Source organism: Kitasatospora sp. NPDC059327 (genome assembly GCF_042752535.1).
Classification (GTDB): domain Bacteria; phylum Actinomycetota; class Actinomycetes; order Streptomycetales; family Streptomycetaceae; genus Kitasatospora.
This window is the reverse complement of the sequence record NZ_JBHYYB010000070.1, coordinates 14,741-32,338: the sequence shown is the minus strand read 5'-3', so window position 1 is coordinate 32,338 and position 17,598 is coordinate 14,741. Positions and strand designations below refer to the sequence as shown.

Annotated in this window: 16 protein-coding genes and 1 riboswitch; of the genes, 8 read left to right on the top strand and 8 right to left on the bottom strand. The window is 73.1% G+C overall.

The window, feature by feature from the left end; all coding sequences use genetic code 11:
* Window positions 1-66 precede the first annotated feature (66 nt).
* Window positions 67-474: a RidA family protein gene (locus ACFXHB_RS31975; RefSeq protein WP_380578178.1), complete on the top strand. Its 408-nt coding sequence runs from the start codon at window positions 67-69 to the stop codon at window positions 472-474.
* A gap of 60 nt (window positions 475-534) precedes the next feature.
* Here the strand turns inward: ACFXHB_RS31975 and ACFXHB_RS31970 are convergent, their stop codons facing one another.
* A complete protein-coding gene (locus tag ACFXHB_RS31970) occupies window positions 535-1,770 on the bottom strand; it encodes an MFS transporter (RefSeq protein ID WP_380578177.1) in 1,236 nt (411 codons plus the stop codon).
* 197 nt (window positions 1,771-1,967) lie between these two features.
* Here ACFXHB_RS31970 and ACFXHB_RS31965 point away from each other — a divergent pair, with 197 nt between their 5' ends.
* The gene (locus ACFXHB_RS31965; protein ID WP_380578176.1) at window positions 1,968-2,687 is read left to right on the top strand and encodes a DUF2470 domain-containing protein; all 720 of its coding nucleotides are present in this window, start codon (window positions 1,968-1,970) and stop codon (window positions 2,685-2,687) included.
* Between the two features lie 466 nt (window positions 2,688-3,153).
* On the opposite strand, the gene ACFXHB_RS31960 is transcribed toward ACFXHB_RS31965, so the two are convergent.
* On the bottom strand, window positions 3,154-4,200 hold the full coding sequence (locus ACFXHB_RS31960) for a peptidoglycan DD-metalloendopeptidase family protein (RefSeq protein WP_380578175.1): 1,047 nt from the start codon (window positions 4,198-4,200) through the stop codon (window positions 3,154-3,156).
* 4 nt (window positions 4,201-4,204) lie between these two features.
* Window positions 4,205-4,365: riboswitch (cyclic di-AMP (ydaO/yuaA leader) on the bottom strand.
* Between the two features lie 313 nt (window positions 4,366-4,678).
* Between ACFXHB_RS31960 and ACFXHB_RS31955 the strand changes: the two genes are divergently transcribed.
* On the top strand, window positions 4,679-6,220 hold the full coding sequence (locus ACFXHB_RS31955) for an MFS transporter (RefSeq protein WP_380578174.1): 1,542 nt from the start codon (window positions 4,679-4,681) through the stop codon (window positions 6,218-6,220).
* A 7-nt stretch (window positions 6,221-6,227) separates the two neighbouring features.
* Here the strand turns inward: ACFXHB_RS31955 and purB are convergent, their stop codons facing one another.
* The 4 genes from purB to ACFXHB_RS31935 all read right to left on the bottom strand — a co-directional run bounded on the left by purB (window position 6,228) and on the right by ACFXHB_RS31935 (window position 9,593).
* A complete protein-coding gene (purB, locus tag ACFXHB_RS31950) occupies window positions 6,228-7,658 on the bottom strand; it encodes an adenylosuccinate lyase (protein ID WP_380578173.1) in 1,431 nt (476 codons plus the stop codon).
* Between the two features lie 219 nt (window positions 7,659-7,877).
* Window positions 7,878-8,333 (bottom strand): MarR family winged helix-turn-helix transcriptional regulator, encoded by a 456-nt coding sequence (locus ACFXHB_RS31945; protein ID WP_380578172.1) that lies wholly within the window; start codon window positions 8,331-8,333, stop codon window positions 7,878-7,880.
* Between the two features lie 91 nt (window positions 8,334-8,424).
* Window positions 8,425-8,841: a DUF3037 domain-containing protein gene (locus tag ACFXHB_RS31940; RefSeq protein ID WP_380578171.1), complete on the bottom strand. Its 417-nt coding sequence runs from the start codon at window positions 8,839-8,841 to the stop codon at window positions 8,425-8,427.
* Window positions 8,838-9,593: a HipA family kinase gene (locus tag ACFXHB_RS31935; protein ID WP_380578191.1), complete on the bottom strand. Its 756-nt coding sequence runs from the start codon at window positions 9,591-9,593 to the stop codon at window positions 8,838-8,840. The genes ACFXHB_RS31940 and ACFXHB_RS31935 overlap by 4 nt, the downstream gene beginning before the upstream one ends.
* Window positions 9,594-9,763: 170 nt before the next feature.
* Here ACFXHB_RS31935 and ACFXHB_RS31930 point away from each other — a divergent pair, with 170 nt between their 5' ends.
* On the top strand, window positions 9,764-11,122 hold the full coding sequence (locus ACFXHB_RS31930; protein ID WP_380578170.1) for an NAD(P)/FAD-dependent oxidoreductase: 1,359 nt from the start codon (window positions 9,764-9,766) through the stop codon (window positions 11,120-11,122).
* A 54-nt stretch (window positions 11,123-11,176) separates the two neighbouring features.
* Here the strand turns inward: ACFXHB_RS31930 and ACFXHB_RS31925 are convergent, their stop codons facing one another.
* Together ACFXHB_RS31925 and ACFXHB_RS31920 are read right to left on the bottom strand one after the other, a co-directional pair.
* Window positions 11,177-12,373, bottom strand: coding sequence for a GDSL-type esterase/lipase family protein (locus ACFXHB_RS31925; RefSeq protein ID WP_380578169.1), 1,197 nt, complete (start codon window positions 12,371-12,373; stop codon window positions 11,177-11,179).
* A 156-nt stretch (window positions 12,374-12,529) separates the two neighbouring features.
* Entirely contained in the window at window positions 12,530-13,867 is a 1,338-nt protein-coding gene (locus tag ACFXHB_RS31920; RefSeq protein WP_380578168.1) for an aminotransferase class I/II-fold pyridoxal phosphate-dependent enzyme, read from the bottom strand.
* A gap of 34 nt (window positions 13,868-13,901) precedes the next feature.
* Here ACFXHB_RS31920 and ACFXHB_RS31915 point away from each other — a divergent pair, with 34 nt between their 5' ends.
* The 4 genes from ACFXHB_RS31915 (at window position 13,902) to ACFXHB_RS31900 (ending at window position 17,551) form a co-directional block, all read left to right on the top strand.
* The gene (locus tag ACFXHB_RS31915) at window positions 13,902-14,564 is read left to right on the top strand and encodes a pyridoxamine 5'-phosphate oxidase family protein (protein ID WP_380578167.1); all 663 of its coding nucleotides are present in this window, start codon (window positions 13,902-13,904) and stop codon (window positions 14,562-14,564) included.
* 13 nt (window positions 14,565-14,577) lie between these two features.
* A complete protein-coding gene (locus ACFXHB_RS31910; protein WP_380578166.1) occupies window positions 14,578-15,201 on the top strand; it encodes an FMN-binding negative transcriptional regulator in 624 nt (207 codons plus the stop codon).
* Between the two features lie 123 nt (window positions 15,202-15,324).
* Window positions 15,325-16,737 (top strand): sugar porter family MFS transporter, encoded by a 1,413-nt coding sequence (locus ACFXHB_RS31905; protein WP_380578165.1) that lies wholly within the window; start codon window positions 15,325-15,327, stop codon window positions 16,735-16,737.
* A 112-nt stretch (window positions 16,738-16,849) separates the two neighbouring features.
* The gene (locus tag ACFXHB_RS31900) at window positions 16,850-17,551 is read left to right on the top strand and encodes a dienelactone hydrolase family protein (RefSeq protein ID WP_380578164.1); all 702 of its coding nucleotides are present in this window, start codon (window positions 16,850-16,852) and stop codon (window positions 17,549-17,551) included.
* The last annotated feature ends 47 nt before the right edge of the window (window positions 17,552-17,598 follow it).

The window sequence follows — 17,598 nt, the reverse complement described above, 5'->3', positions numbered from 1 at the left end:
ACCCCGCCCCGCCCTGCCCCACCCCGTGACCCACCCCCGGACCCGCCCCACCAACCGAGGAAACTCATGAGCGACAAGACCGAGATCCGCACCGACGGCGCCCCCGCCCCGGCCTGGATGTTCTCCCAGGGCGTCCGCAAGGGCCCCATCCTGCAGGTCTCCGGCCAGGGCCCGCAGGACCCGGCCACCGGCGAGTACCTGTACCACGGCGACGTGAAGGCGCAGACCCGCCGGACCCTGGAGAACGTGAAGGCGATCGTGGAGGCCGGCGGCGCCACCATCGAGGACGTGGTGATGTTCCGCGTCTACCTGACCAAGCGGGCCGACTTCCCGCTGATGAACGAGGTCTACGCCGCGTTCATCGAGGAGAACGTCAAGCCGGGCGGGGTGAAGCCCTGCCGCACCACGATCTTCGTCGAGCTGCCGCAGGAGCCGATGCTGGTCGAGATCGACGCGCAGGCCGTGATCGGCTGAGCCGCGCCACCACGCGCAGGGGCCCGGACGCTCGTCCGGGCCCCTGCGCGTGCCACACGGTCACCGCCCGGCGGTGACCGCCTCCTCGACGGCCGTACTGCCGTGCGCCACGGCCGTACCACCGCGCGCCACGATCCGGCCGCCGGCACCGCCGGCCCGCCGCTCCAGCGCACCGGAGAGCAGCGCGATCCCCAGGGCGAGCGCGGCCATCAGCCCGCCCACCCAGTTCGGCGCGTCGTAGCCGAGGCCGGACGAGATGACCAGTCCGCCGAGCCAGGCGGCGAGCGCGTTGCCCAGGTTGAAGGCCGCGATGTTGGCGGCCGAGGCCAGCGTGGGCGCGCCGGCGGCCTGGTCCATCACCCGCTTCTGCAGCGGCGCGACGGTCGCGAAGCCGAACACCCCGATCAGCGGGATGGCGACGATCGCGCCGGTCCTGCTGTGCGAGGCGACGGTGAAGGCGAAGAGCAGCACCGCCAGCGCGGCGAGGATCACGTAGAGGCTGCGCATCAGCGCGCGGTCGGCGAACCAGCCGCCGAGCAGGTTGCCGGCGAACAGGCCGACGCCGAAGAGGAAGAGCAGCCAGGTGACGCTGGAGGGCGCGAAGCCCGCCATCTCGGTCATCATCGGCGTGATGTAGGTGAACATCGCGAAGATGCCGCCCCAGCCGAGCACCGTCATGCTCAGCGCGAGCCAGATCTGCGGCTTGCGGAAGACGGCCAGCTCCGGGCCGAGCCGGGTGTCGGCGACCCTCGGCTGGACGGGGACCAGAGCGGCGATGCCGGCGAAGCCGATCGCGCCGAGCACCGCGACCACGAAGAAGGTGGAGCGCCAGCCGAAGTGCTGGCCGAGCAGGGTGCCCATCGGGACGCCGAGCACATTGGCGGCGGTGAGCCCGGTGAACATCAGGGCGATGGCGCCGGCCCGCTTGTGCGGGGCGACCAGGTCGGCGGCGACCACCGAGCCGATGCCGAAGAAGGCGCCGTGCGCGAAGGCCGCGAGCACCCGGCCGACCAGCAGCAGACCGAAGGCGGGCGCGACGGCGGAGACCAGGTTGCCGGCGATGAACAGGCCCATCAGCATCAGCAGCATCCCCTTGCGGGGGATCCGGGTGCCGAGGACGGTGAGCAGCGGGCCGCCGATCACGACGCCGAGTGCGTAGCCGGAGATGAGCAGACCGGCGCTGGGGATGGACACCGAGAAGTCGCCGGCGACCTCGGGCAGCAGGCCCATGATCACGAACTCGGTGGTGCCGATGCCGAAGGCGCTGATCGCCAGCGCCAGGAGCGCGAGGGGCATGAGGGGACCGCTTTCCGGAGCGAACAGATGATTGCGTGTGCAACTACCAGCGTCGACAATACGACCCTGGACCCGATACTTGCAAGCGCTCCCTATCTCCATTCGCAATGGCATCGGCGCGACACTCCCACCCCCCGCACCTTGCCCTCCCCCGTCGAAGTGATTAGGTTAGGCTCACCTAACCAACGGAGGTCGTCATGAGCCCCAGCCCCGTCGACGTCGAGGCGCCCGAACCCACCGCCGCCGAACGGGTCTGCAGCCTGCTCAGCGCCACCTCCTCGGTGGTGATCCGTGCCTGCGGCGAGCACCACGACCTGGACACCCCGGTATCGGTGCACGGGTCCCGACTGCGCCTGCGCGCCCCGCTCGACGCGCCGCTCACGCTCGCCGTCACCCGCGAACAGGACGGCCTCGCCGTGGTCCTGGACCTCACCGACATCGCCCCGGTCGCCGTCCGCGACCGGGTCCGCGGCCGCCTGACCCTGGCCGGCCGCCTCCACCTCGCGCACCTCGCCGACGACGGCCTCAGCGTCCACCTGCGACTGGACGTCGCGCACGCCGTCCTCTCCACCCCCTACGGCACCTCCGCCCTCACCGGTGCCGACCTCTCCCTCGCCGCGCCCGACCCGCTCGCCCGCTTCGAGGCCGCGATGCTCACCCACCTCGCCGACGACCACCCGGACGCCCTCGACCTGCTCACCCGGCTGCTGGACCCGGAGCTGCTCGCCGGACACCCCGACGTCCGCCCGCTCGCCCTCGACCGGCACGGCCTGGTGCTCCGCCTGGACCACCCGTACGGCCACCGGGACGTCCGCCTGGTCTTCCCCGAACCGGCCCGTGACGCGGACGAGTTCGGCCACCGCGTGCACCAGCTGCTGACCGCCGCGCACGGCGACCTGCCCGCCCACCGGTCCTGACGGGACGCCGGGCACCGGGCGAAGCGGCACCGGACACCGGACACCGGGCGAAGCGGCACCGGACAGCTCACCCGACGACAGCAGGCCGACGGCCCGTCCGACTCCGGACGGGCCGACCGCATTCCGGGCGGTCCCCGACCGCATTCCGTCCGAACCCGCCCGGCATCCGCCCCGAACAACCCACCGACAACCCCGGAAAGGCCCGTAGGGCCGGCGCGGCCGACTCCCGAAAACCCGCCGAGACAGGGGGGGTGAACGGGTATCAGAATCCGCACCCGATATCCGTGGGCGGAAACGCGCAATGGCCGGCCCGGCCCACGAAGGAAATTCGTGAGCCGGGCCGGCCTGGGCGTGTCCCGCGCCCATGATCCACTGGTGGTGCGGCGATCACCCGGTCGAGCGGTCACCCGACATGACCATCCCGGGAGGTCGTTCGCCCCGCACCCAGCGGTGGTCCGACTTCCGGTCAGATGGAGACGCCGTGCGCCCGCAGGTAGGCGATCGGGTCGATGTCCGAGCCGTACTCCGAGCCGCTGCGGATCTCGAAGTGCAGGTGCGGGCCGGTCACGTTGCCGGTCGCGCCCGAGAGGCCGATCTGCTGGCCGGCGGTGACGGTCTGACCGATCTTCACGCCGATCGAGGACAGGTGCGCGTACTGGGCGTACTTGCCGTCGGCGAGCTTGATCTCGACCTCGTTGCCGTAGGCGCCGCCGTTGCCGGCCTTGACCACGGTGCCGGCCGCGATGGCGCGCAGCGGGGTGCCGGTGGAGGCGACGAAGTCGGCACCGGTGTGGTGACCGGAGGACCACATCGAGCCGGCCACGCCGTAGGCGGTGCCGAGCTTCGGGTTGGCGACGGGGGCGACGTAACCGGAGGTGGCGGCCACGGCGGCCGGAGCCTGGGTGGCGGCTGGCGCGGCCGGCTTCGCGGCGGGGGCGGCCGGCTTGGTGGCCGTGGCCGGCGCGGGCTTGGCGGCCTGAACCGGCTTCGGGGCGGCGGGCTTCGCGACCGGCTTCGCCGAGTCCTGCGAGGCCTGCGGCTTCGCGGCGGGGGCGGCGGGGGCGGCGGGCTTGGCGGCCTCGGCCGGGGCCGCGGCGGCCTTGGCGCCGAGCGCGAGCTGCTGACCCGGGAAGATGAGGTTCGGGTTGGCACCGACGACCGAGCGGTTGTGGTCGTACAGCGCCTGCCAGCCGCCCTCGACCTGCTTGGCGTCGGCGATCTTCGACAGGGTGTCCCCACCGGCGACCTTGTAGGTCTCCTCGGCCGGAGCGGCGGCGGGCTTGGCGGCCTCGGCGGCCGGAGCCGCGGCCTGGGCAGCGGCGGCCGGCGTGGCGTCGACGCTGGTGGCGCCGGTCCAGGTGCTGGTCTGCGCGGGCTTCGCGGCCGGGGCGGTGTGGGCCTGGGCACTGATGGTGGTCACCAGCGGAAGGGCGAAGGCGGCGCCGGTCACGGCGGTGGCGATGCCGATGCGGGCGGCGCGGGGCAGGGCGATACGACGAGCCTGTGCGGGCATGGGGAACTGTCCTCTCCGACGCCTGCGAGGTGAGCTGTCGGGTTCGGGCTGGAGTTGCCCGGCCGCATAGCGCGGCTTCACCCCAAGCCGGACCGCGAATTCCGGTCCGGCGACTTACCTTTGGGTCCCCCGCTCCTGCCGTACAGAGTTCGGTTCGTACCACCGGGCAGCGGCAGGACTAGGCGTTCCACCCGGTGGCCACCCGGGCCAATGCCGGGCGGTCGCTGAACTAAAGCCCATCCACCCGGGTGAAGCAATGTCGATCTCTTGAATCGGCAACCAATGCCGGACGGCTCGTGACACTCCGAATGATCGGCTGCACAGTATGTGCACAATCGATTCACCGCGTGCCACTGATCCGCGACGCTCCGCCGATTTCGATGGCCGTCCGCATGCGATCACCTACGGAAAGCCATCTGCCGACACACCCCCGGTGAGCCTTGTCACGTCGCCTCCCGGGGCGCACGATCGGGCGGTGATGACCACCTCCGAGGCCGGCACCCTGCGCCTGGGCACCGCACAGGGCCGCTGGGTACTGCTGGCGACGGTGCTCGGCTCCAGCATGGCGATGCTCGACGGCACCGTGGTGAACGTCGCCCTCCCCCGGATCGGCACCGACCTCGGCGCCCCGCTCGCCGCACTGCAGTGGACGCTCAACGCCTATCTGCTCACCCTGGCCGGCCTCATCCTGCTCGGCGGCGCGCTCGGCGACCGCTACGGCCGGCGCCGGGTCTTCCTGATCGGCGTGCTCTGGTTCGCCGCCGCCTCGGCGGCGTGCGCCGCGGCGCCCACCATCGAGGTGCTGATCGCCGCCCGCGCGGTGCAGGGCATCGGCGGGGCACTGCTCACCCCCGGCTCGCTGGCGATGCTCCAGGCCGTGTTCCACCCTGACGACCGGTCGGCGGCGGTCGGCCTCTGGTCCGGTCTGGGCGGGGTGTCGGCGGCGATCGGTCCGTTCCTCGGCGGCTGGCTGGTGGACGGCCCCGGCTGGCGGTGGATCTTCCTGCTGAACGTCCCGCTCGCCGTCCTGGTGATCGCGGTGGCCTCCCGGCACGTCCCGGAGAGCCGGGACGAGAGCGCGACCGGCCGGTTCGACGCCCTCGGCGCGGCCCTGGCCGCGCTCGCCCTGGGTTCGGTCACCTACGCCCTGACGGCCGCGGGCGGCGGGCTCTCGCCGGAGGTCTGGCTGGCCGGCGCGGCGGGAGTGCTGCTGGGCGCGGCCTTCGTCGTGGTCGAGCGCCGCGTCCCGGAGCCGATGCTGCCGCTCGGCCTCTTCTCCTCCCGGCTGTTCACCGCGGTGAACCTGGTCACCCTCTGCGTCTACGCGGCCTTCAGCGGCGTGTTCTTCCTGCTGGTCGTGCAGTTGCAGATCGTCTCCGGGTTCTCCCCGCTGGTCTCCGGGCTGGCCCTGGTGCCGATCACCGTGCTGATGCTCGCGCTGTCCGCCCGGGCCGGCCGGCTCGGCAAGCGGATCGGCCCGCGACTGCCGCTCACCGTGGGGCCGCTGATCTGCGCGACGGGCGTGCTGCTCATGCTGCGGATCGGCGCGGACGCCTCGTACTGGACGGACGTGCTGCCGGCCGTCACCGTGATGGGCTGCGGGATGGTCCTGCTGGTGGCACCGCTGACCGCGACGGTGCTGGCGGCGGTGGAGGTCCGGCACGCCGGGATCGCCAGCGGCGTCAACAACGCCGCCGCCCGCGCGGCCGGTCTGCTCGCGGTGGCCGCCCTGCCCGCGCTGGCCGGGCTCAGCGGCGACGCCTACCAGGTGCCCGCCTCGGTGGACTCCGCCTTCCGGATCGCCATGATGATCTGCGCCGGACTGCTGGCCGCCGGCGGACTGACGGCCTTCACCACGGTCCGGGGCAACGTCCTGGCTCCCGAGGACCACCCGGTCGCCGAGCCGGACTGCCGCTACACCTGCGGCACCAACGGCCCGCCGCTCGATCCGGGGCACGTCGGCGCCGACCACGGCGAAGGCCCCGCCACCGGATCGGCGACGGGACCCACACAGGCCTGACGAGTCGTCAGAGAATGTCATCCGGGGCGTACTTGGCGGCCTCCGGGTAGGCGGCCGCGACGGCCTCCACCCGGCGGACGACCTCGGCGACCTGGGCACCGGCCGCGCCGGTGAAGGAGAGCCGGTCGGCGAGCAGCGCGTCCAGCGCGGCCCGGTCCAGCGGCATCCGCTCATCGGCGGCCAGCCGGTCCAGCAGCGCGTTCTCCCGCGCGCCGGCCCGCATCGCCAGCGCCGAGGCGACGGCGTGCTCCTTGATGACCTCGTGCCCGGTCTCCCGGCCGACGCCCGCGCGCACCGCGCCCATCAGCACCTTGGTCGTGGCCAGGAACGGCAGGTAGCGGTCCAGCTCGGCCTCGATCACGGCGGGGAAGGCGCCGAACTCGTCGAGGACGGTCAGGAAGGTCTCCAGCAGGCCGTCGAAGGCGAAGAAGGCGTCCGGCAGCGCGACCCGGCGGACCACCGAGCAGGAGACGTCGCCCTCGTTCCACTGGTCGCCGCCCAGCTCGGCGGTCATCGAGGCGTAGCCGCGCAGGATGACGGCCAGACCGTTGACGCGCTCGCAGGAGCGGGTGTTCATCTTGTGCGGCATCGCGGAGGAGCCGACCTGGCCCTCCTTGAACCCCTCGGTGACCAGCTCGTGGCCGGCCATCAGGCGGATCGTCTTGGCCAGGCTGGACGGCGCGGCCGAGAGCTGGACGAGGGCGGTGAGCACCTCGAAGTCCAGCGAGCGCGGGTAGACCTGGCCGACGCTGACGAGCACGTTGTCGAAGCCGAGGTGGCCGGCCACCCGGCGCTCCAGCTCGGCGAGCTTCTCGGTGTCGCCGCCGAGCAGGTCCAGCATGTCCTGGGCGGTGCCGACCGGGCCCTTGATCCCGCGCAGCGGGTAGCGGGCGATCAGCTCCTCCAGCCGCCGGAAGGCGACCAGCAGCTCGTCCGCGACGGTCGCGAAGCGCTTGCCCAGCGTGGTGGCCTGCGCCGCGACATTGTGCGACCGGCCGGCCATGACCAGCTCGGAGTGCTGGGCGGCGAGCCGGCCCAGGCGGACCAGCACGGCGACCGTACGGTCGCGGACGTGCTCCAGCGACTGGCGGATCTGCAGCTGCTCGACGTTCTCGGTCAGATCCCGGGAGGTCATGCCCTTGTGGATCTGCTCGTGGCCGGCGAGGTCGCTGAACTCCTCGATCCGCGCCTTCACGTCGTGCCGGGTGACCCGCTCGCGGGCGGCGATCGAGCCGAGGTCGACCTGGTCGATCACCCGCTCGTAGTCGGCGACGGCACCGGCGGGCACCTCGACGCCGAGGTCCTGCTGGGCCTTCAGGACGGCGAGCCACAGATGGCGCTCGAGAACCACCTTGTGCTCGGGGGACCACAGCTGGGCCAGGGTCGCCGAGGCGTACCGGGAGGCCAGGACATTGGGGATCTGGGGCTTCGCGCTCACGCTTCGCAAGCCTAACAGCCGAGGTCAGCACGAGCGTCGGCGGACCGGACCCCACCGCCCGACGGCCCGGACCCACCCACCCGGCAGCCCGGACCCCATCGCCCGACGGCCCGCCCGACGCTCCCGGCCGGAGCCACCCGGCCCCGCGACCGCGCACCGCTACCACCCGCACACCGGCACCACCCGCGCGCCGACCGCCGACCGGCGCCGGACCACGCCCTACGCGCCGCCGACCGCCCGGCCGGCGAGCACCGGCAGCACCTGCGCGCAGATCGAGTGCAGCGACACCCGCTGCTCGTCGCTCATCGCCTCGAAGGCCTGGTGGGTGCGGCTCATCTCGCCGCGGATCAGCCCGAGGATCTCGCGCCCCTGCGCGGTGATCACCACGATCTTGACCCGCCGGTCACCGGCCGCCGCCTCGCGGTTCGCCAGGCCGAGCGACTCCAGCCGGTCGACGATCCCGGTCACGTTGGAGGCATCGCAGCCCAGCCGGCCGGCCAGCGCCCGCATCGGCACCGGCTCCTGCACCGCGCCGAGCGCCTTCGCCTGCGAGGAGGAGAGGCCGTGCCGGGCCGCCGCCGCCGCGAAGTCCTGGAAGTAGGCGGCACCGACGGCGGCCAACGCCTCCATCAACTCGGCGTTGGTCGGTACGGTCGTCGTCGCTGTCGAACCCATGGGGCCAGCGTACGACCGAGTGCTTCACCAACTCAAGCTTTGACCAGGGCAAAAGTCCGTAGGTCAACCGCTCGACCACCGAAGCGGTCGATCAGAGCACCAGCTGGTCGAAGAGCCGCCGCAGCTCGGCCTCCGGGTCACCGGTCAGCCCGGTGTGCACCGGCCCCGGCTGGACGATCGCGCTGCGCGGCGCCGTCAGCCAGCGGAACCGCTGTCCCGGGTTGTCCGCCGCCGCCGGACCGGCCGCCGGACCACCCGCGCACACCGCCTCGATCCCGTGAAGCGCCCGGCGCACCCCGGCGACGTCCGCCACCGGGTCCAGCGCCAGTAGCCGGGCCTGGTCCAGATGGGTCCGCGCACCCAGGTGCGCGCTCTGCCGGCAGTACAGCAGCACCCCGACGTTGACGCACTCGCCGCGTTCCACCCTGGGCACCGCCCGGATCACCGCGTACTCGTAGTCGTGCAGCTCGGCGACGGCCGACGGGGCCGACGGCACGGGCTCGGTCATACGGACACCTCCGGCAGCCAGTCGCGCGGACCGGCCAGTCGCTCGGTCAGCTGGGCGCGGTACGCGGCGCGCACCGCCTCGGGCGAGTCGAAGCCCGGCTCGTCCAGCAGCCAGACGTCGGGGATCTGCGCCACCGCCGCCTCCACCGCCGCCTCGGCGAGCGGGGCGAGCGCCTTGTCCGCGGCCGCCAGGTCCGGCTCGGCCCGCAGCAGCGCGTGGTCGGAGGCGTCGTACGGGCGGCGGGCCCAACCGGCCGCACCCGCCCAGTGGTGATGGAAGATCAGGCTGGCGCCGTGGTCGATCAGCCGCAGCCCACCGGTCGCCACCAGCAGGTTGGGGTTGCGCCAGGAGCGGTCGACGTTGCCGATCAGGGCGTCGAACCAGAGCACCTGACCGGCCAGCCCGGCGTCCACCTCGAAGCAGAGCGGGTCGAAGTTGAGCGCGCCGCCGACGAAGGCCATCCCCAGGTTGAGGCCGCCGCTGGCCCGCATCTGGTCCTGGATCTGCGGGTCCGGCTCGCTGCGGGCCAGCACCGGGTCCAGGTCCACGGTGACCAGCTCCGGTACCGGCAGCCCCAGCCGGCGGCCCAGCTCCCCGGCCAGCACCTCCGCCACCAGCGCCTTGCGGCCCTGTGCGGCGCCGACCCATTTCAGCGCGTACAGCCGCCGGTCGTCGGCCTCGACCAGGCCCGGCATCGAGCCGCCTTCTCGCAGTGGCGTCACGTATCGGACCGCCGTCACCTCGGTGAGCACGCCGGACAGCCTATCGGGCATATGCGCGCACCGGGCGCCGCGTGCCGCACCCGCCGCCCTCGTCTGCGCCATCCGCGCCGCCCCGGTGGCACCCCCCGCTGCTCCGTGCGAGTGTGGCGGACAGTAGTGGGGACCTTTGACGGTACGAACTGCACGGTAAGGGATGAACGATGGAACGACCTCGGATCCTGATCGTGGGCGGCGGCTTCGCCGGGCTGGAGTGCGCTCGCCGTCTCGAACGCAAGCTCACGCCCTCGGAGGCGGAGATCTCGCTGGTCACGCCGTTCAGCTACCAGCTCTATCTGCCGCTGCTCCCGCATGTGGCGGCCGGGGTGCTGACCCCGCAGTCGGTCGCGGTCTCGCTCCGCCGGACCTTGCGCCGGACCCACATCGTCCCGGGCGGCGCGATCGGCGTCGACCCGCGCTCCAAGGTCTGCGTGGTCCGCAAGATCACCGACGAGGTCGTCGCGCAGAAGTACGACTACCTGGTGCTCGCCCCCGGCAGCGTGACCCGCACCTTCGACATCCCGGGCCTGACCGACTACGCGCGCGGCATGAAGACGCTCGCCGAGGCGACCTACGTCCGCGACCACGTGATCGCCCAGCTCGACCTCGCCTCGGCCACCCTGGACCAGCGGGAGCGCGAGTCCCGGCTGCAGTTCGTGGTGGTCGGCGGCGGCTACGCTGGCACCGAGACGGCCGCCTGCCTGCAACGGCTGACCACCGCCGCCGCCCGCCGCTACCCGCGGCTGGACGCCCGGCAGATCAAGTGGCACCTGATCGACATCGCCCCGAAGCTGATGCCGGAGCTCGGCGACGCCCTCGGCACCGCCGCGCTGGAGGTGCTGCGCGAGCGCGGCATCGAGGTCTCGCTGGGCGTCTCGGTGGCCGAGGTCGGCGCCGAGTCGGTCAAGTTCACCGACGGCCGGACCCTCCCCTGCCGGACGCTGATCTGGACGGCCGGTGTCGCGGCCAGCCCGCTGATCGGCACCCTGGACGCCGAGACGGTCCGCGGCCGGATCGCGGTCACGGCCGAGATGCGGGTGCCCCAGTTCGAGAGCGTGTTCGCGCTCGGCGACGCCGCCGCCGTCCCGGACCTCGCCAAGGGCGACGGCGCGGTCTGCCCGCCCACCGCCCAGCACTCCGCCCGCCAGGGCCGGGCGGTGGCGAACAACCTGATCGCAGCACTGCGCAACCAGCCGCTGGAGCCCTACTACCACAAGGACCTGGGGCTGGTGGTGGACCTCGGCGGCAAGGACGCGGTGTCCAAGCCGGTCGGCATCGAGCTCCGCGGCGTACCCGCCCAGGTGGTCGCCCGCGGCTACCACCTGATGGCGATGCGCACCAACGCCGCCAAGTTCCGGGTCGGCGCCAACTGGCTGCTGAACGCCACCGCCGGCGACGACTTCGTCCGGACCGGCTTCCTGGCCCGCCAGCCCGCCCGGCTGCGCGACTTCGAGTACACCGACGCCTATCTGACGAAGGATCAGGTCCGGGCGCACGCCCAGGCCCTGCTCGCCAAGGGGTGACGCACCGCGGCCGGTCCCCGCTCCGCCCGGAGCGGGGACCGGCCGCGCCGTGCGTCAGCGCGCGGTCAGGTACATCCCGCTCGCGTCCTTCCCCGCCGTGTTGCGGCAGCCGAAGTCGCCGCTCGGCCGTGCGTACAGCAGGGTCAGGCACTGCCCGAGGGCCTGCTGGCCGTAGTAGTTGGGGTGCATCGACTCCTGCAGCGCGCCCTGCGAGGTGTTGAGCCCGCCGTCGACGAACCGCGCCCACTCGCTGGTGACGGCGGACGGCGCGCTGGTGGCACTCGCCTGCCGGGTCGCCTTGGAGCAGACCTCGCGCCCCTGCATCATGTCCGCGAGGTCCAGGAACTGCGCGCCCTTCGCGGCGGCGACGCCCGCCAGCGCCCGCGAGATCTGCGGCACCAACGAGTCCCGTGCCCAGTCGGCGTCGCCGTTCCAGAACGGACACCCGCCGGTGTCGGACCGGCTCCAGCCGCTCTCCGGGTACCGCATCTCGGCCGCCCGCGGGATCGGCGAGGGGTAGGACTGCAGCACGACGCGGTAGTCACCGGTCGCGTAGCCGGCGCTCGACATCACGGCCCGGATCTCGTCCAGCGCCTTGCCGACACCGGCCATCGCGTCGGGCATCCGGGAGTCGATCGCGGACTGCTGGTCGTCGTTGCAGTAGGAGTACCAGACCAGGTAGTCCTTGACGCAGGTGCTGATCACGTCGCCGAAGCCGAGGTCGTTGCCGCCGATCGACAGCGTGATCAGCTTGACGTTGTACTGGCCCGCCACCGTGGCGAGTTGGTCGGCCTGCGGGGCCTCGCCCTTGAACGACTGGCCCCCGTTGGCGGCGCGGAAGACATTGGCGGCGACGGCTCCGGAGCAGGCCAGGTTGATCTGGTTCTGCGCCACCGACGGCGCGCTGCGGACCTCGGCGACGTCCGAGCGGTCGCACCCGCTCGTGTACGTCGCTCCGTAGATCCGGCTCGGATCGTAGGCACTGCCGGTCCAGGCCCGGTCGGTGCCGGCCCGACTGCCGCTGGTGACAACGGCGTTGCCCTTCCAGCGGCCGGCCTCGCCGGAGATGTAGCTGTCCCCCAGGGTGACGGAGGCGGTCGGCCCGGTCGGTGCGGCGGTGGCGGCCGAGGCCGGCACCGCCGCCCCGGTGATCAGTCCGGCCGCGCCGAGCGGCAGGGCGAGGGCGGCGACGAGCAGCCGCCGGGTGAGGCCGGTGGTTCTGCGAGTGATGCTCGAACGGTTTTCGGGCACGGCGGAACTCCTGCGGTCGGTCTCGCCCGCGGTGTGGGGGCGGGGAGACACGGAGGTGAGGGTAGGCCGCCGGCCGGTGGCGCGATGAAGATGACATGCTCGCGCTTGTTACCGCTAGGTATCTGCACCAGGTTTCTCACTCTGTTACCGACCGGTTCAGATCAGCCGCGCGTCGACACCGCCCGTTCCCAGCACGGCCGCCAGATCGTCGGCCAGCCGCCGCGCGTCGGCCGGGTCCAGCCGGGCGACGGTGATCCGCAGGCCCGGCGCGGACTGCAGGCGGAACCGCGCGCCCGGCGCCACCACCCAGCCGCGTTGCACCAGCGCGGCGAGCACCGTGGCCTCGTCCGGGACGGGCACCCAGACGTTCAGCCCGCTCGCCCCGTGCGCCTCGATGCCGCGCGCGGCCAGTTCCCCCCGCAGGGCGTCCCGCCGCTCCCGGTACGCGGCGGCCACCCGGGCGACCGGCGCCGCGTCGGTGCGCCACAGCTCCGCGACGGCGACCTGCAGCAGATGGCTGACCCAGCCGGCCCCGAGGCGCTGGCGTCCCCGCACCCGCCCGATGGTGTCCGCGTCCCCGATCGCGAACGAGAGCCGCAGGTCCGGCCCGTAGGCCTTGGCCGCCGAGCGCACCACCACCCAATGCTCGGACCCGGCTCCGACCAGCGAGTGGAACGGCTGGTCGACCATGCCGTGGCCGTGGTCGTCCTCGATCAGCAGCACTCCGGGGTGGCGGGCCAGCACCGCGCGCAACGCGGCCGCCCGGGCGGCGCCGACGGCCGCACCGGTCGGGTTCTGCGCGCGACTGGTGACCACCACCGCGCGGGCGCCGCCCGCCAGCACCTCGGCCAGCGCCTCCGGCAGCGGGCCCTCGTCGTCCAGCCGGACGGGGGCGGCCCGCAGGCCGAGGGCCGGCAGCAGGTCCATCAGACTTCCCCAGCCCGGGTCCTCGACGGCGACGGCGTCACCGGGGCGCAGCCGGGTGGCGAGGATCCGCTCGATGGTGTCGAGCGATCCGGAGGCGATGGTGATCGGCGCGTCGGGCAGGCCGTCGGCGCGGAAGCCCGCGGTGACCAGGGCCAGCAGTCCGGGGTCGACCGCCGGGCGCCCGTAGAGCACCGGGTCGCGGCGGGCGGCCTCGGCCGCGGCGGCCAGGGCCGGCGTGAGGTCCGGGAGCAGCGCGGGGTCGGGGTTGCCGTTGGCGAGGTCCCGGGCCTCCGGCGGGACGGGAAGCCGGAGCTCGTCGCGCGGAGTGAGTGCCGGCCGCGGGCGGATCCGGCTGCCCTTGCGACCGGCGGTCTCGATCACCCCCCGGTCGCGGAGCAGCCGGTAGGCGGCGGCGACGGTGTTGGGGTTGACACCGAGTTCGCCGGCCAGGTCGCGCAGCGGGGGCAGCGCGGTGCCCGGCGCGAGCCGTCCGGTACTGACGCCCTGCTCGACGTCGGCCGCGATTTCGCTGGCGCGCCGTCCCTTGATCGGATAGTCTCCTAGCACAAAAGAGATTATGCACTAGTACATAGAGGTTGTCATGTCAGACGGCGACGTGTCCTACGCCCGCACCCCGCGCACCACCCCGACCCGCTACAAGGACCGCGCGACCTGGGAGCAGGCGGCGATCCACGCGATCCTCGACAGCACCTACCTCTGCCACCTGGGCTTCGTCGCCGACGGCGCCCCCGTCGTCCTGCCGACGATCTTCGCCCGGGTCGGTGACCGCCTCTACATCCACGGCTCCACCGGCAGCCGCCCGCTGCGCGGCGCCAAGGGCGACCAGGGCCTGCCGGTCTGCGTCACCGTCACCCTGGTCGACGCCCTGGTGCTGACCAAGTCGGCGTTCAACCACTCGGTCAACTTCCGCTCGGTGGTCGCCCACGGCACGGCCCACCAGGTCACCGACCCCGTGGAGCTGTCGGTCGCGCTGGACGCCCTGGTCGACCAGGCCGTCCCCGGCCGGTCCGCCGAGGTCCGCCCGGCCAATGCCAAGGAGCTGGCCGCCACCGCCGTCGTCCGGCTCGACCTGGACGAGGTCTCCGCCAAGACCCGCGCCGACGGCGCCGACGACGACGAGGCGGACCTCGACCTGCCGTACTGGTCCGGCGTGGTGCCGGTGACCACGGGGTACGGCGCCCCCGTACCGGACGCCTCCGCCACCGTGCCGCTCCCCGCGCACCTGCGCGACCTCACCCGCTGACGCCGGCCCCCCGATGCTGATCAGATCCTGGGACCGCGGCGACGACGCCGAGTGGCGCGCCTGGCTGGCGCAGGGCCGCGACTTCGGCCTGCTCGCCGCCAACGGCCTGCCCGGCCAGGGGCCCGTCCTGGTCCCCACCCACTTCCTGCTGGACGTCGAGCGGAGTGAGGTGCTGCTGCACCTCGCCGCGCCCAATCCGCTGTTCGCCGCCGTCCGGGCCGACCCCGAGGTCACCCTCGCGGTCACCGACGACTACGCCTTCGCCCCTGGGCACTGGCGCGGCGAGCCGGGTACGCCCACCAGCTACTACGCCTCCGTCCAGTTCACCTGCACGGCCGAGATCGTCGAGGACGCGGCCGGCAAGGCGGCGATCCTCAACCGCCAGCTGGCGCACTTCCAGCCCGAGACGCCCTCGCTGCGGGTCGCCCCCGGCGAGGAACCGTTCGGCCGGCTGCTGTCGGGCCTGCGCGGGCTGCGGCTCACCGTCCGCACGGTGCGGGCCAAGTTCAAGTACGACGACAAGAAGACCGTCGAGGAGCAGCACGCCCTCGCCGACCGGCTGGCCGAGCGCGGCCAGGGCCTGGACGCCGCCGTCCGGACCCAACTCCTGCGGCGTAACGCGCGGCGCACGGGGTAGCAGCGCTGACGCCACGTCACCCGATCGGCTCGATTTCGGGCGAAGCCGGGAAGCCGCTGATCGAATGTGTGACGAATCCTGCCCACTGCCGTCCCGGTGGGCCCGTCCACCCGGGGAGCGCGCGTGTCCGCAGCCACATCCCGTCCGGCCTCCGGCGAGGCGCATCTCGGGCACGTCGTCTTCATCTCGGCGGCCGCCGCGATGGGCGGCTTCCTGTTCGGCTACGACAGCGCGGTGATCAACGGCGCGGTGACCGGAATCCAGAAGCACTTCGCGGTGGGCAACGGCGAGACCGCCTTCGTGGTGGCCATCGCCCTGCTCGGCTCGGCCGCCGGCGCGGTGGCGGCAGGTCGGCTCGCCGACCACTTCGGCCGGGTCCGCACCATGCTGCTGGCCGCCACGCTCTTCGCGATCAGCGGCGTCGGCTCGATGTTCCCACCGAGCATCCAGGTGCTGGCCACCTGGCGCGTGGTGGGCGGTGTCGCGATCGGCATCGCCTCGGTGATCGCCCCGACCTACATCGCCGAGGTCGCGCCCACCGCGTACCGGGGCCGGCTGGCCTCCTTCCAGCAGATGGCGATCGTGCTCGGCATCACCGTCTCCCAGCTCGCCAACTGGGCGCTCAACCAGGCGGCCGGCGGTGAGTCCACCGGCCACCTGGGCGGTATCCAGGCCTGGCAGTGGATGCTCGGCGTCGAGACCGTCCCGGCGCTGGTGTACGGCCTGATGGCGCTGGCCATCCCGGAGTCGCCGCGCTACCTGATCGCCGACCGGCGCGAGGAGCAGGCCCGCAAGGTGCTGCTGGAGGTGGAGGGCGAGGACGTCGACCTGGACGCCCGGGTGGCCGAGATCCGCGCGGTGCTGGAGTCCGCCCACAAGCCCCGGGCGAGGGACCTGCTGGGCGGCCGCTTCGGGCTGCTGCCGATCGTCTGGGTCGGTATCGGCGCCTCGGTGTTCCAGCAGTTCGTCGGCATCAACGTGATCTTCTACTACTCGTCGTTCCTCTGGCAGTCCGTCGGCATCAACGAGGCCAACTCCCTGCTGATCAGCCTCTCCACCTCGATCGTCAACGTGGTCGGTACGGTCGTCGCCATGGTGCTGGTCGACCGGATCGGCCGCAAGCCGCTCGCGCTGGCCGGCTCGGCGGGCATGGCGCTGGCCCTGGCCACCGCCGCCTGGGCGTTCTCCTACCGGCAGGGCACCGGCGACTCCGCCACCCTGGACGACACCTACGCCACCGTCGCGCTGGTCGCCGCGCACGTCTTCGTGTTCTGCTTCGCCTTCTCCTGGGGCGTGGTGGTCTGGGTCCTGCTCGGCGAGATGTTCCCCAACCGGATCCGGGCGCTCGCCCTGTCGGTCGCCGCCTCGGCGCAGTGGATCGCCAACTGGGCGATCACGGTCAGCTTCCCCGACCTCGCCGACTGGAACCTGTCGGCGACGTACGTCATCTACGCCGTCTTCGCCGTGCTCTCGATCCCGTTCGTGGCCTTCTGCATCAAGGAGACCAAGGGCCGTGCGCTGGAGGAGATGGGCTGATCCACCGCACCGGCGTGGCGGGCGGCACCGTCGGCCCCACGACCGGTAGGAGGCACCCCGCAGCCCCCGCCGCGCCGCGCCGCGCGCGGCCCGTCCCCACCGAGAGGAAGCCATGCCTGAGCAGGGCGGCTCCCGGCAGAACGTCACCTTCCGCACCGGCGGCCGCGAGGCCCACGGCTATCTGGCCCGCCCTCCGCAGGGCGTCGGCCCCGGCCTGGTGGTGGTCCAGGAGTGGTGGGGGCTCACCTCCCACGTGGCGGCGATGGCGGACCGGTTCGCCGCCGAGGGCTTCACCGTCCTGGCCCCGGACCTCTTCGGCGGCACGACCACGCACGACGGCGCCGAGGCGGCCCGGCTGAAGCGGGAACTCCCGGTCGAGCGGGCCGTGGCGGACCTGCGCGGTGCGGTCGGTCACCTGCTCGGCCTGGACGGTGTGGTCGGCGACGCGGTCGGCGTGGTGGGGTTCTGCATGGGCGGCGGCTTCGCCCTGCTGCTGGCCGCCGCCGAGGGCGACCGGGTGGCCGCCGCGGTCCCGTTCTACGGGCTGCCGCCCGATCCGGACTTCGACTACCGGGGCCTCACCGCCCACGTCCTGGGCCACTACGCCGAGAACGATCGCTCCATCCCGATGGCCGCCGTCGACGAGGCGGCCATCCGGATCGGCGAGGCCACCGACGTCCGGCCCGAGATCCACTTCTACCCGGCCGGGCACGCCTTCATGAACGACGAGAACCCGCACGGCGGCTACGACCGGCTCCAGGCCCGGACGGCCTGGCGGCGCACGCTCAGCTTCCTCTGGGGCCACCTCGGCTGAGCCGCCCCGACCGGCCCCGTAAGGCGTGAAACCCGCTGGACAGCTGA

Coding starts and splice junctions, on each gene's coding strand:
- ACFXHB_RS31975 (WP_380578178.1), top strand. CDS start 67: ATGAGCGACAAGACCGAGATCCGCACCGACGGCGCCCCCGCCCCGGCC.
- ACFXHB_RS31970 (WP_380578177.1), bottom strand. CDS start 1,770: ATGCCCCTCGCGCTCCTGGCGCTGGCGATCAGCGCCTTCGGCATCGGC.
- ACFXHB_RS31965 (WP_380578176.1), top strand. CDS start 1,968: ATGAGCCCCAGCCCCGTCGACGTCGAGGCGCCCGAACCCACCGCCGCC.
- ACFXHB_RS31960 (WP_380578175.1), bottom strand. CDS start 4,200: ATGCCCGCACAGGCTCGTCGTATCGCCCTGCCCCGCGCCGCCCGCATC.
- ACFXHB_RS31955 (WP_380578174.1), top strand. CDS start 4,679: ATGACCACCTCCGAGGCCGGCACCCTGCGCCTGGGCACCGCACAGGGC.
- ACFXHB_RS31945 (WP_380578172.1), bottom strand. CDS start 8,333: ATGGGTTCGACAGCGACGACGACCGTACCGACCAACGCCGAGTTGATG.
- ACFXHB_RS31940 (WP_380578171.1), bottom strand. CDS start 8,841: ATGACCGAGCCCGTGCCGTCGGCCCCGTCGGCCGTCGCCGAGCTGCAC.
- ACFXHB_RS31930 (WP_380578170.1), top strand. CDS start 9,764: ATGGAACGACCTCGGATCCTGATCGTGGGCGGCGGCTTCGCCGGGCTG.
- ACFXHB_RS31915 (WP_380578167.1), top strand. CDS start 13,902: ATGTCAGACGGCGACGTGTCCTACGCCCGCACCCCGCGCACCACCCCG.
- ACFXHB_RS31910 (WP_380578166.1), top strand. CDS start 14,578: ATGCTGATCAGATCCTGGGACCGCGGCGACGACGCCGAGTGGCGCGCC.
- ACFXHB_RS31900 (WP_380578164.1), top strand. CDS start 16,850: ATGCCTGAGCAGGGCGGCTCCCGGCAGAACGTCACCTTCCGCACCGGC.